Raw genomic sequence first — 13038 nt, 5'->3', positions numbered from 1 at the left:
TCCCACCCCGAACACCCAACCGCCCCAGTCACCAAACCGAACAGACCACACGCGCCTACACACGCGAGTGCAGTAATACGCAGAAAACATCCAGCTGTTGAATACCCCGCTCATGTCAAGAAGCGCGGAACGACGGCTGACGTCCCCACCGGCCTCTCCGTCAGCCGCTCATCTCCCACAGCAGCAGCTCGGCGGGGGCGGCGGCCGCCACCAGTTCCAGGCCGTGCGCCCCGGTGATGCGGGCCGCGTCGCCCGGCCCCAGGGCGTGCTCCCCGAGGTTGAAGCGGCCGCGTACGACATGGGCGTAGACCAGCGGCGCGTCCGGGACCGCCGTGCGCTCGCCCGTGCCCGGCCGCCGCACGTGCAGCAGTGCTCCCGCCGCCGGCAGGGCGTACGGTGTGGCGTCCGCGATGCCGCGCACGACCTCGTACGACGGTTCGCCTCCGGGGTCCCGCGGCGCCAGCCACATCTGCACGAAGACCAGCGGTACGTCGCCGTCGTTGCGTTCCACGTGCCGGACCCCGCCGCCCGCGCTGAGCCGCTGCACGTCCCCGGGGCGTACGACCGTGGCGTGGCCGGCGGAGTCGCGGTGGGTGAGCTCGCCCTCCACGACCCAGGTCACGATCTCGGTGTGACTGTGCGGGTGCTCGTCGAATCCGGCGCCGGGTTCGAGACGCTCCTCGTTGCAGGCCAGGACCGCGCCGAAGCGGAGGTGGTCCGGGTCGTAGAAGTGGCCGAAGGAGAAGGCGTGAAGGGACTCGATACCGGCTGAGGCGTCGCCTCCACGGAAGCGTTCCGCTGAACGCCGTACAGAAATCACAACGCCCACCGTAGCCCCGGCCCAACGACCCGGGGTTCCGATAAGGCAGTCTTGTCCCGTGCCCCAACCCGATCCTGAGCAGCAGCCGCCCGCCGCGAAAGCAGCCCACCCGCACTCCGCGACCCTGCGCCGGCTGGAGAAGTCCTCCGGCCGCCTCGCCGCGAACGCGATCGCCCGCATGGACGAGACGCTGCCGTGGTACCGGGCCATGCCACCGGAGAACCGGTCGTGGATCGGCCTGGTCGCCCAGGCCGGCATCGCCGCGTTCACCGAATGGTTCCGGCATCCCGAGACCCCGCAGGCCATCTCCACCGACGTCTTCGGCACCGCGCCCCGCGAGCTGACCCGGGCGATCACGCTGCGCCAGACCGTCGAGATGGTGCGTACGACGATCGAGGTCATGGAGACCGCGATCGAGGAGGTCGCGGCGCCCGGCGACGAGTCGATCCTGCGCGAGGCCCTGCTCGTGTACGCCCGCGAGATCGCCTTCGCGACCGCGCAGGTGTACGCCCAGGCCGCCGAGGCCCGCGGCGCCTGGGACGCCCGGCTCGAATCGCTCGTCGTCAACGCGGTGCTCTCGGGTGAGGCGGACGAAGGGGCCGTGTCGCGCGCCGCCGCGCTCGGCTGGAACTCCCCCGAGCATGTGTGTGTCGTCCTCGGCACCGCACCCGACGGGGACTCCGAGCTGACCGTCGAGGCGATCCGGCGCGCCGCCCGGCACGCCAAGCTCCAGGTACTGACCGGGGTGCTCGGCAACCGGCTGGTCGTCATCGCGGGCGGCAGCGACAACCCGTTGCAGGTGGCGAAGGCGCTGATCGGGCCGTACGCCGCCGGGCCCGTCGTCGCCGGACCCATCGTCCCCGATCTCCTCGCCGCCACCCGGTCCGCGCAGGCCGCCGCCGCCGGGCTCAAGGCGTGTCAGGCCTGGCAGGACGCCCCGCGTCCGGTTCTTGCGGACGATCTCCTGCCGGAGCGGGCGATCGCTTCGGATCCTGCCGCGCGGGACCAGCTGGTGGAGGAGATCTACAGACCGCTGGAAGAAGCGGGCTCGGCGCTGCTGGAGACACTGAGTGTGTATCTGGAGCAGGCGAGCAGCCTCGAAGGCGCGGCGCGGATGCTCTTCGTGCACCCCAACACCGTGCGATACCGGCTCCGACGTGTGACAGACGTCACCGGCTGGTCACCCTCCGATGTTCGATCCGCCTTCACTCTGCGGATCGCGCTGATCCTGGGGCGTCTGGCCGACGCGGAGCCGCAGTCCTAGACTTTTGTCGAACACCAACAAATCCCCCGACGGTTCTTGGTCCCTGTCCCCACGGGGTCGCGGGGCCGTCCACAAGAGAGAGTGTGAGGGTGCTCGTACTCGTCGCTCCCGGCCAAGGCGCCCAGACGCCCGGCTTCCTGACTCCCTGGCTCGACCTCCCCGGCGCCGCCGACCGGCTCGCCGCCTGGTCCGACGCCATCGGGCTCGACCTTGTCCACTACGGCACACAGGCCGACGCGGACACGATCCGCGACACGGCGGTCGCCCAGCCCCTGCTGGTGGCGGCCGGTCTGCTGTCCGCCGCCGCCCTTGACGCCCGTACGGACGTCTCCGTGGTCGCCGGTCACAGCGTCGGTGAGATCACGGCCGCCGCGTACGCCGGTGTGCTCACCGAAGAGGCCGCGCTCGGTTTCGTACGGACCCGTGGCCTCGGCATGGCCAAGGCCGCCGCCGTCACCGAGACCGGTATGTCGGCGCTGCTCGGCGGTGACATCGACGTCATCGTCCCGCATCTGGAGAAGCTGGGCCTGACCCCGGCGAACGTCAACAGCGCGGGCCAGATCGTGGCCGCGGGCACGGCGGAGCAGCTCGCCGCGCTCGAAGCGGACAAGCCCGAGGGCGTACGCCGCGTGATGCCCCTCAAGGTCGCCGGCGCGTTCCACACGCACCACATGTCTCCGGCGGTCACCGAGCTGGGCAAGGCGGCGCAGGATCTGGTCGTCTCCGATCCGGCCATCACGTACGTCTCGAACGCCGACGGCCGGACCGTCTCCACCGGCCCCGAGGTCGTCTCGCGCCTGGTCAGCCAGGTCTCCAACCCGGTCCGCTGGGACCTGTGCATGGAGACCTTCAAGGAGCTGGGCGTCACCGCTCTCATCGAGGTCTGCCCCGGCGGCACGCTGACCGGCATCGCCAAGCGCGCCCTGCCCGGCGTGCGGACTCTCGCGCTCAAGACCCCCGACGACCTCGACGCGGCCCGCGCGCTCATCGCTGAGCACGCGGCGCGATAGGAGCCCGAGAGAGCATGTCGAAGATCAAGCCCAGCAAGGGCGCCCCGTACGCACGCATCATGGGTGTCGGCGGCTACCGTCCCACCCGTGTCGTGCCCAACGAGGTGATCCTCGAGACGATCGACTCGTCCGACGAGTGGATCCGCTCCCGCTCCGGCATCGTGACCCGCCACTGGGCGTCCGACGAGGAGACCGTGGCCGCGATGTCGGTCGAGGCCGCCGGTAAGGCGCTGGCCGACGCGGGGATCACCGCCGACCAGGTCGACGGCGTCATCGTCTCCACCGTCTCGCACTTCAAGCAGACCCCCGCCGTCGCGACCGAGATCGCGGACAAGATCGGCGCCAACAAGCCCGCCGCCTTCGACATTTCGGCCGGCTGCGCCGGTTTCGGTTACGCCCTGACCCTCGCCAAGGGCATGATCGTCGAAGGCAGTTCGACGTACGTCCTCGTCATCGGCGTCGAGCGGCTCTCGGACCTGACCGACCTGGAGGACCGCGCGACGGCCTTCCTGTTCGGCGACGGTGCGGGCGCGGTCGTCGTCGGCCCCTCGCAGGAACCGGCCATCGGCCCGACCGTGTGGGGTTCCGAGGGCGACAAGTCCGAGACCATCAAGCAGACCGTTCCGTGGTCCGACTACCGCAACGCCGGTGAGGTCGCGAAGTTCCCGGCCATCACGCAGGAGGGCCAGGCGGTCTTCCGCTGGGCCGTCTTCGAGATGGCGAAGGTCGCCCAGCAGGCGCTGGACGCGGCCGGGATCAGCGCGGACGATCTGGATGTCTTCATTCCGCATCAGGCGAACATGCGGATCATCGACTCGATGGTGAAGACTCTCAAGCTGCCGGAACATGTCACGGTCGCCCGTGACATCGAAACCACCGGTAACACCTCGGCCGCCTCGATTCCGCTCGCGATGGAGCGGCTCCTGGCGACCGGGCAGGCGAAGAGCGGCGACACAGCGCTGGTCATCGGCTTCGGGGCGGGTCTCGTCTACGCCGCGACGGTCGTTACCCTCCCCTAGGCACGTCCGGACAGTTCCGGGCCTGCCGCTTTACCCAATTCCCTCTGCTCAACACCGAAGGAGCGCCACAATGGCCGCCACTCAGGAAGAGATCGTCACCGGTCTCGCCGACATCGTCAACGAGATCGCCGGCATCCCCACCGAGGACGTCCAGCTGGACAAGTCCTTCACCGACGACCTGGACGTCGACTCGCTGTCCATGGTCGAGGTCGTCGTCGCCGCCGAAGAGCGCTTCGACGTCAAGATCCCCGACGAGGACGTCAAGAACCTCAAGACGGTCGGCGACGCTGCCGACTACATCCTCAAGCACCAGGCCTGATCCGGCCGGTCCTGTGTCGCCGCCCGGCGGTGGCGCCGTGATAATTCAGCACCCTCTACACGTGGAGAAAGAATTCCTGTGAGCCCGACCAATCGCACCGTGGTCGTCACCGGTATCGGCGCAACAACACCGCTGGGTGGCGACGCCGCATCGACCTGGGAAGGCCTGCTGGCCGGACGCTCCGGCGTCAAGCCCCTGGAGGGCGAGCGCTTCGCCGAACTTCCCGTCCGCATCGCGGCCCTCGCGGCCGTCGACCCGGGCGACGTACTGCCCCGCCCGCTGGCCCGCAAGCTGGACCGCTCGGCGCAGTTCGCGCTGATCGCCGCTCGTGAGGCGTGGGCCGACGCGGGTTACACCGACAAGGCGGGCGAGGACGACAAGATCCAGCCGAACCGCCTGGGTACGGTCATCGCCTCCGGCATCGGTGGCGTCACGACGCTGCTCGACCAGTACGACGTGCTGAAGGAGAAGGGCGTACGCCGCGTCTCCCCGCACACCGTGCCCATGCTCATGCCGAACGGCCCCTCCGCCAACGTCGGCCTGGAGGTCAACGCCCAGGCAGGCGTGCACACTCCGGTCTCCGCGTGTGCCTCCGGCGCCGAAGCCATCGGTTACGCCGTCGAGATGATCCGTACCGGCCGCGCCGACGTGGTCGTCGCCGGCGGTACCGAGGCGGCCATCCACCCGCTGCCGATCGCGGCCTTCGCCAACATGATGGCGATGTCCAAGAGCAACGAAGAGCCCGAGAAGGCCTCGCGCCCGTACGACACGGGCCGCGACGGCTTCGTCCTCGGTGAGGGCGCGGGCGTCGTCGTCCTGGAGTCGGCCGAATTCGCCGCCGCGCGCGGTGCGCGGGTGTACTGCGAGGTCGTCGGCCAGGGCCTGTCCGCCGACGCCCACCACATCGCGCAGCCCGAGCCGAGCGGCCGCGGCATCGCCGTCGCCATGCAGAACCTGCTCGACGACACCGGCCTCAAGCCGGCCGAGATCGTGCACCTCAACGCGCACGCCACCTCGACCCCGCAGGGCGACGTCGCCGAGATCAAGGCGCTGCGCAAGGTCCTCGGTGACGACCTCGACCACGTGGCGATCTCCGCCACGAAGTCGATGACCGGCCACCTGCTGGGTGGCGCCGGCGGCATCGAGACCGTCGCGACGGTGCTGGCGCTGCACCACCGGACGGCTCCGCCGACCATCAACATCGACGACCTGGACGCCGATGTCGACGCGGACATCGTGCGGGGCGAGCCGAGGGCACTGCCCGAGGGCACGATCGCCGCGATCAACAACTCGTTCGGCTTCGGCGGCCACAACGTGGTCCTCGCCTTCCGCACGGTCTGAGTCCGGCCCCGGCCCCGCCCGCCGGACGGAGTCCGGCACAGCCGCCCGAAGCCTGACCGGCCCCCCAGGGCCGGGCAGTGCGAGGGCCGCACGCAAGAGGGGTCAACTCGTTCGGCTTCGGCGGCCACAACGTGGTCCTCGCCTTCCGTTCGGTCTGATCCGCGACCAGATCCGCGACCGCACACAGCCGGAAGGCCCTGCCGGGAAGCTCCACGCTCTCCCGGCAGGGCCTTCGTCGTTCCTCACGCCAGGTCAGCGCAGGGCGAAGACGGGCGGTTCGCCGTCGGTGTACCGGTTGATGACGACATAGCCGTCGCGGACCGCGAGCATTTCGGCGTCGATCGAGACCGGCGCTTCCTTGCCCAGCGACGTCTTCCGCATAGCGCCCTTCGCCGCGGGGTCGAGTACGACGATGTCCGAGCGGGGCCATCCGGCGGTCAGCGCCGCCACCCGGCCGTCGGGCCGGAGGGTGAGTGCGCCGATGACGCCGAGTTCTCCCGTACGCCACAGCTCCCTGCCGTCCGTGATCGAGTAGCCGGCGACGTACTGGGGCAGAGTGTCGCCCGGCTTCTGCACGGCGGCGACCAGCGTGTCGCCCGCCACGAAGGGACCTTCGGTCATCAGGTCGGCGTCGGACCGTCTGACGTCGAGGTCACCCAGCCGGCCGGAGAACGGCAGGGCCGTGCGCACGGTGCCCCGTTCGTCGAAGGTGAGCACCGCGCGGGTGCCCCGGTCGTCGGTCTCCTGGAAGCCGACCACAGCCGGTTCGACGGAGTACACGGACGCCGTGCCCGCGCTCTCCACCGGCAGCTTCGTGGCCCACTCCTCTTTACCAGTGGCGGTGTCGAGGGCTAGGAGCCGTGCGGTGACGACGCCGTCCGTCTTCGCCGGGCGGCACTCCTCGACGACCAGCGTGCGGGCCGCTGTCGCGCCCACGGCCAGTGCCTCGCAGCGCTCCGGCAGCGGCCGCTTCCACTGTTCGCCGCCGGACTCGGCCGATCGTCCGCGTACCGCTCCGTCCTCCAGGGCGACGGCGGTCGCGCCGCCGAGGGCGATGCCCTTGCCGATCCCTTCGCCCTTGAGCGTCTGCTTCCACAGCGTGGCGCCGTCGTCGAGCCGGACGGCGGCGAGGGTCGCGCAGGGCTTGAGGTGGCGTCCGTAGGCGACCAGGCCTATGCCCTTGGACGGGTGCGCGCTGCGGGCGCACACGGACTCGCGGACCGGCGCCGTGACGTTCCACCGCTCCTTGCCGTCCTTCACCGCGTAGGCGGAGAGGCCGTCGGTACGGACCCGGACGACGCTGTCGCCGACGGACCAGCCGCGCAAGCCCTTGACCGTGGCGGGGCGGTCCAGCGGCGCCTGCCAGGCCATCTCCAGCGGTTCGGCGGCCTTCACCGGCGAGTCGTTTTTCCCCTGTTCGCCACGTATCCACTGATAGCCGAACCAGCCGGGCAGCAGGCCGGCCAGTACTCCGGCCACCACGGCGGCGACAACAGCCCCTCGGCCCGGCGACGTCGCCTTCCCGAGCGCGAAGGCCAGGAGGGCCATACCGCCGAAGGAGAACCCGAATGCCAGGAGAAGCACGGTGACCAGGCCCTCCGGGCACTCGGCCCGGGTGCAGGAGCCGCCGCTCTCCCGGTACAGCGCCGTCCATCCCAGTCCGTGGAAAAGAACGGCCCAGCAGAGCACGACCGATGACAACAGAACAGCGGCGACTCCGACCGCCGGTCGCATACTCACAAGCAACCCCCACAGGTGGTGCACTCGCTGTGCACTGTGGGGCGGAATGTATCCGGCGCCGGATCCGCGCGGTAAGCAGGGGCGGCCGGAGGCGTCAGACGACCTGGTGGAGCCAGCGGACGGGGGCGCCCTCGCCCGCGTATCTGAACGGTTCGAGTTCGTCGTCCCACGGCTTGCCGAGGAGCTTGGCGACCTCGGCCTCCAGGTCGGTCTCGCCGCCCACCGAGCGCGCGAGAGCGGCGCGCAGCCGGTCCTCGGGGATGAGGATGTCGCCGTGCATTCCGGTGACGGCGTGGAAGATGCCGAGGCCGGGGGTGGAGCTGTAGCGCTCGCCCTCGGCCGTGGGGCACGGTTCGGCCGTCACTTCGAAGCGCAGCAGGTGCCAGCCGCGCAGGGCGGAGGCGAGTTTGGAGGCCGTGCCCGGCTGGGCCTGCCAGGAGAACTCGGCTCTCCACGTGCCGGGCGAGGCCGGCTGTCTGATCCAGTCGAGATTTACCCGCACGCCGAGTACGCCCGCTACTGCCCATTCGACGTGCGGGCACAGCGCGCGCGGTGCGGAGTGAACGTACAGAACTCCACGTGTCGTCACCGGGACCTCCAGTGTGGGACGAGGTTCGCCTTCCCCAGCGGCCTCGCGCCCGTACCGCCTCTTCCCGGTCGGCTCCCGAGGTTGTCAACAGTAAACAGCATCGGGAGTTAATCTCCTGAAAAGGGACAGTATGTGACGTGATGTAATTTACCGGAGCCCCGGATGGGTGAGGGCTGCTGGTTCGACGGGGAAAAACTACCGTGCGGCGGCGTCCGACGGGTGACGTACTGTCGGTCCGGGGGGCCGGAAACACGAAGCTTTCACTCGGCAGGACGCCAGTACGACGCCATCGAGGGGATCACGGGATGCGGGTACGCCGCCGACCATGCCGCCGCGAGCGCCGGTCTCGCGCCGCCGTCGCCACCGCGACGGCGGCGCTGTTCGTCCTCCTGGGCGCGCTCACCGGGTGCGACGCGGCGGACGACGCGGACGGGGGCGCCTCGCAGGCGGCGCGCCGGCCCTCCCCGAAGCCCACGTTCATCTGGGACCGCAGCCCGGCGTCCATCGCGGCTGTCGGCGATTCCATCACGCGCGGTTTCGACGCGTGCACGGTACTCGCGGACTGCCCCGAGGTGTCGTGGGCGACAGGTACGGACGCCACGGTGCGCAGCGTGGCGTGGCGGCTGCTCGGCGAGGCGGGCGCGGTCGGGCGTACCTGGAACCATGCGAAGTCGGGGGCGCGGATCGCCGAGCTGCCGGAGCAGATGACGCGGGCGGTCGCGGACAAGCCGGAGCTGGTGACGGTCATGGTGGGGGCGAACGACGCCTGCCGTGACGACGTGTCGCACATGACGTCGGTGGCTGATTTCCGGACGTTTTTCGAGACGTCGGTGAAGAAGCTGCGCAGCGAGCTGCCCAAGTCGCAGCTGTACGTGTCGAGCGTGCCCGATCTGAAACGGCTGTGGTCCGAGGGGCGCGGGAACGCGCTGGGCAAGCAGATCTGGAAGCTGGGGATCTGCCAGTCGATGCTGGGCTCCCCGGACGCGATGGACGCGGTGGCGGTGGCGCGGCGCGAGTCGGTGCAGGAGCGGGTCGTGGCGTACAACAAGGTGCTGAGGGATGTGTGCGGGCGGGACGCGCGCTGCCGGTACGACGGCGGGGCGGTCTTCGAGTACCGGTTCACCGGCGAGCAGTTGAGCCAGTGGGACTGGTTCCACCCGAGCAAGAACGGGCAGCAGCGGCTGGCGGAGATCGCGTACCGGAATATCACGGCCAAGGAGCCTCCGGCGTAAGTCGCTTAGGCTCTCGGATCATGAACGCGGAACTCGACGGGGAACTCTTCGGCACACTCGACGACGGCACACCCGTCCACCGCTGGGTCCTGGAACGGGACGGGGTGGTGGTGCGCGTTCTGACGTACGGCGGGATCGTCCAGTCGGTGGAGGTGCCGGACCGGGACGGGCGCGTGGGCGGCGTGGCGGTCGGATTCGATCGCCTCGCGGGCTATCTGGAATGTCCCGGCCCGTACTTCGGGGCGCTGGTCGGGCGGTACGCGAACCGGATCGCGGGCGGGTCCTTCACGCTGGACGGGCGGACGTACACCCTGGCGCGCAACGGTGGCCCGAACAGCCTGCACGGCGGCGAGCGCGGCTTCGACAAGCGGGTCTGGGACGCGGAGTCCCTCTCCTCGCACGGGGTGCGGCTCTCGCGGATCAGCCCCGACGGCGAAGAGGGCTTCCCCGGGCGCGTCGAGGTCTCGGCGACGTACACGCTGGAGGAGGGCGGGGCGCTGCGGATCGACTACCGGGCGGTGACGGACGCGCCGACCGTGGTGAATCTGACGAATCACACGTACTGGAGTCTCGGGGGTGGCGGCCCGTACGAGCTGCGACTCGCGGCGGGGGCGGTGACGCCGGTGGACGGTGGCGGGATACCGACCGGGGAGATCCGGGCGGTGGCGGGGTCACGGTTCGACTTCCGGGAAGCGCGGGTGCTGGGTGGCGGGCTCGACCACAACTTCGTGCTGGACAAGGGTGTTACGGGCGGGGCCGAGGTGGTGGGCGAGCTGTACGACCCGGGGTCGGGGCGGGTGGTGACGGTCGCCACGACGGAGCCGGGGTTGCAGGTGTATACGCCGGACGGGTTCGACGGGGTGGCGCTGGAGACCCAGCACTTCCCCGACTCGCCGAACCGGCCGGAGTTCCCGTGCGTGGTGCTGCGACCGGGCGAGGTCTTCACTTCGGCGACGGTGTACGGGTTCGGGGTGCGGGGGGAGTAGTGCGGGCCTGTTCTCAAACGCCGGACGGGCTGATTGTTCAGCCCGTCCGGCGTTTGAGGAGCGGGGCCTGGGGTCGGAGCCCCGGTTCGGGAAGAGGCGGGGTGGGGAAAAGGCCCCCGCAGGAGCTCAGCCCTGGAGGTCCAGGGTCGCCGTCAGGCGCGTGTCGGCAATCGAACGGCCGGTTCGAACCTCGTACACACCGGGGACGAACGACCAGCTGTCGGACCGCTCGTCCCAGATCTCGAACGCACGGGGCGGCAGCGCGATCTCAGCCTCCGCCCACTCCCCCGCCCCCACCTCAACGCTCGCGAACCCCGCCAGCCACCGCACCGGCCGCTCCACGGAGTCCGCCAGCGGGGCCAGGTAGACCTGGACCACCTCGCGTCCGGTGCGGTGCCCGGTGTTGCGTACGCGCACCTTGGCCGTCGCCGGGGTCACCTCCAGGGACTCGTACTCCCAAGTGGTGTAGCCCAGGCCGTGCCCGAACGCGTACGCCGGCGCGACGCCCGCCTTGTCCCAGGCGCGGTATCCGACGAACAGCCCTTCCCTATAGTGCAGTTCGCCGTCCGTCGGCACAACCTCCGTAACCGGAACATCGGCCAGGGCCACCGGCCAGGTCGTCGGCAGCCGCCCGCCCGGCTCGGCCACGCCGAGCAGCACGTCGGCGAGTGCCGCGCCGCCCTCCTGGCCGGGGAACCAGCTGAGCAGCACCGCGGCCACGTCCTCCCGCCACGGCATCTCCACCGGTGAACCGGAGTTGACGATCACCACGGTGTTCGGGTTGGCGGCGGCCACCGCGCGGACCAGATCGTCCTGGCGGCCCGGGAGGCTCAGGTCCGTACGGTCGAAGCCCTCAGACTCGACGCGTTCGGTCGTGGCGACCACGACGACCGCGGTGTCGGCGTCCCGCGCCGCTTCGACGGCCTCTGCGATCAGCTCGTCGGCGTCGCGCTGCGGCGCTCCGTGCAGGAACGAGAACATGACCGCCGGAAGCGGCGCGTCGTCCGTCGCGCCGACGGGGTGGACAAGCGAGACCTCCACCGGTTCGCCCGCAGTGAGGTGGACGCGGCCGCGCTCGGCCGGGGCGCCGAAGAACGCCTCGAAGGGGTCGGACGCGTCGGACATCGCCTGAACGCCGTCGTAGAGGACTTCGCCGGCGACGGTCAGGGTGAAGGCGCCCAGGCCGCGCGTGCCGAAGGCGTGCTCGCCGCTTTCGCGCGGGGTGAAGGTGCCCTTGACCTCGACGCTGTGGAGGGTCCCGTAGGTGACGCCGTCGGGCAGGTCGTCGCCGATCCACTGCACCTGACCGCCGGGGAGCGAGCGGCTGCCGATGACGGCGCCGGTGGCGTCGCGGCAGACGGCGTGGAGGGCGAAGCCCTTGGCGGCGGGGCTGAGTTCGTCGCTGGGGTCGGCCCCGACGGCGTACGTCAGCGTGGCGTCCGACAGCGCGGCGGCGAGGCCGTCGAGAGGGGCGACGACGCGCTCGGGAAAGACGGTGGCGGACCCGCCGCCGAGAACGCGCGCGTCGCGGGCCGCCGCGCCGATGAGGGCGAGCTTGCGGGTCTGCGAGGGGTCGATGGGGAGGGTGTGGTTCTCGTTGCGTACGAGGACGAAGGCGCGGGAGGCCACCTCGCGTGCCAGCGCCTGGCCGTCGACCGTCTCCGGCAGTTCGGTGACGACGGGCGGGGCGCCTTCCAGGATGCCGACGCGGGCCGCGAGCCGCAGGACGTTGCGTACGGCGTCGTCGACCACGGCCTCGTCGACCTTGCCCGCGCGGACCGCGCCGGCGAGCGCGTCGCCGTAGACGGTGGTGGGGCCCGGCATGGCGACGTCGAGGCCGCCTTCGATGTCACCGGTGGTGGAGCGGGCGGCCATCCAGTCGGAGACGATGTAGCCGTCGAAGCCCCACTCGCCGCGCAGCACCTCGTTCTGGAGGTAGCGGTGCTCGGTCATCGTCACGCCGTTGACCTGGTTGTACGCCGCCATGATGCCCCAGGGGTGGGCGTTCTTGACGATGGCTTCGAAGGGCGCCAGGTACAGCTCGCGCAGCGGGCGCGAGGTGATGATGTTGTCGACGGTGAAGCGGTCGGTCTCGGCGTCGTTGGCGACGAAGTGCTTGACGGTGGTGCCGACGCCGCCGTCCTGAACACCCTTCACGTAACCGGAGCCGATCGCGCCGGTGAGGTACGGGTCCTCGGAGTAGCACTCGAAGTGCCGGCCGCCGAGCGGCGAGCGGTGCAGGTTCACGGTCGGGGCGAGGAGGACGTGCACGTCCTTGCGGCGGGCCTCCTGGGCGAGGAGGCGGCCGGCGCGGCGGGCGAGCTCCGGGTCCCAGGTCGCGGCGAGCGCTGTGGGAGACGGCAGTGCGATCGACGGGTCGTCGGCGGTCCAGCGGACGCCGCGCACGCCGACCGGGCCGTCGGACATGACCAGGGACCGCAGGCCGATCTCGGGGAGCGCGGGCAGCGACCACATGTCCTGGCCGCCGAGCAGCTTCGCCTTGGCGTCGAGACCGAGTTTGCCGAGGGCCGCTTCGACGGCCTCTTCGCGCATCCGGTCGGGGTCGGTGTCCTGGGTGGTGGGTTCGGCTGCCACGGACGTACCTCCTCATTGAAGTCCTGCTGGGTGTCTCCGGTTCCTCCATCGTCACGCGTTTACCTGTAGAGCGGTAGGGTTTGTTATTCATTCGTGATGCGACGGGATGGCGTACCGTCCTGC

11 protein-coding genes are annotated in these 13038 nt (G+C 70.6%); 7 read left to right on the top strand and 4 right to left on the bottom strand.

What is annotated here, in order from left to right; all coding sequences use genetic code 11:
- Nucleotides 1–160 precede the first annotated feature (160 nt).
- Nucleotides 161–820: a pirin family protein gene (locus J7E96_RS30675; RefSeq protein WP_215136083.1), complete on the bottom strand. Its 660-nt coding sequence runs from the start codon at nucleotides 818–820 to the stop codon at nucleotides 161–163.
- A gap of 58 nt (nucleotides 821–878) precedes the next feature.
- On the opposite strand from J7E96_RS30675, the gene J7E96_RS30670 reads away from it, so the two are divergent.
- The 5 genes from J7E96_RS30670 (at nucleotide 879) to fabF (ending at nucleotide 5773) form a co-directional block, all read left to right on the top strand.
- The gene (locus J7E96_RS30670) at nucleotides 879–2084 is read left to right on the top strand and encodes a CdaR family transcriptional regulator (RefSeq protein ID WP_215136081.1); all 1206 of its coding nucleotides are present in this window, start codon (nucleotides 879–881) and stop codon (nucleotides 2082–2084) included.
- A gap of 89 nt (nucleotides 2085–2173) precedes the next feature.
- Nucleotides 2174–3094 carry an ACP S-malonyltransferase gene (locus tag J7E96_RS30665; protein ID WP_215136079.1) on the top strand — a complete coding sequence of 307 codons (921 nt, stop codon included), beginning with the start codon at nucleotides 2174–2176 and terminating at the stop codon, nucleotides 3092–3094.
- A gap of 14 nt (nucleotides 3095–3108) precedes the next feature.
- Complete coding sequence (locus tag J7E96_RS30660; protein WP_215136077.1) at nucleotides 3109–4113, top strand: ketoacyl-ACP synthase III; 1005 nt, start codon at nucleotides 3109–3111, stop codon at nucleotides 4111–4113.
- A 70-nt stretch (nucleotides 4114–4183) separates the two neighbouring features.
- Nucleotides 4184–4432, top strand: coding sequence for an acyl carrier protein (locus J7E96_RS30655; protein WP_138894777.1), 249 nt, complete (start codon nucleotides 4184–4186; stop codon nucleotides 4430–4432).
- A 78-nt stretch (nucleotides 4433–4510) separates the two neighbouring features.
- Nucleotides 4511–5773 (top strand): beta-ketoacyl-ACP synthase II, encoded by a 1263-nt coding sequence (gene fabF / locus J7E96_RS30650; RefSeq protein WP_215136075.1) that lies wholly within the window; start codon nucleotides 4511–4513, stop codon nucleotides 5771–5773.
- Nucleotides 5774–6025: 252 nt separating this feature from the next.
- On the opposite strand, the gene J7E96_RS30645 is transcribed toward fabF, so the two are convergent.
- The gene (locus J7E96_RS30645; protein WP_251070680.1) at nucleotides 6026–7507 is read right to left on the bottom strand and encodes a PQQ-binding-like beta-propeller repeat protein; all 1482 of its coding nucleotides are present in this window, start codon (nucleotides 7505–7507) and stop codon (nucleotides 6026–6028) included.
- 100 nt (nucleotides 7508–7607) lie between these two features.
- Complete coding sequence (locus J7E96_RS30640; RefSeq protein WP_028811169.1) at nucleotides 7608–8102, bottom strand: DUF3145 domain-containing protein; 495 nt, start codon at nucleotides 8100–8102, stop codon at nucleotides 7608–7610.
- 305 nt (nucleotides 8103–8407) lie between these two features.
- Here J7E96_RS30640 and J7E96_RS30635 point away from each other — a divergent pair, with 305 nt between their 5' ends.
- Both J7E96_RS30635 and J7E96_RS30630 read left to right on the top strand, forming a co-directional pair.
- The gene (locus J7E96_RS30635) at nucleotides 8408–9334 is read left to right on the top strand and encodes an SGNH/GDSL hydrolase family protein (protein ID WP_215136070.1); all 927 of its coding nucleotides are present in this window, start codon (nucleotides 8408–8410) and stop codon (nucleotides 9332–9334) included.
- A gap of 20 nt (nucleotides 9335–9354) precedes the next feature.
- Entirely contained in the window at nucleotides 9355–10320 is a 966-nt protein-coding gene (locus J7E96_RS30630; protein WP_215136068.1) for an aldose epimerase family protein, read from the top strand.
- A 126-nt stretch (nucleotides 10321–10446) separates the two neighbouring features.
- Here the strand turns inward: J7E96_RS30630 and J7E96_RS30625 are convergent, their stop codons facing one another.
- Nucleotides 10447–12873: a beta-glucosidase gene (locus tag J7E96_RS30625; RefSeq protein ID WP_215136093.1), complete on the bottom strand. Its 2427-nt coding sequence runs from the start codon at nucleotides 12871–12873 to the stop codon at nucleotides 10447–10449.
- Nucleotides 12874–13038 lie beyond the last annotated feature (165 nt).

The sequence above is a fragment of the Streptomyces sp. ISL-96 genome, from assembly GCF_018614035.1.
Lineage (GTDB): Bacteria > Actinomycetota > Actinomycetes > Streptomycetales > Streptomycetaceae > Streptomyces.
The sequence above is the reverse complement of the archived record's forward strand: the minus strand, read 5'-3'. Positions and strand labels throughout refer to the sequence as shown.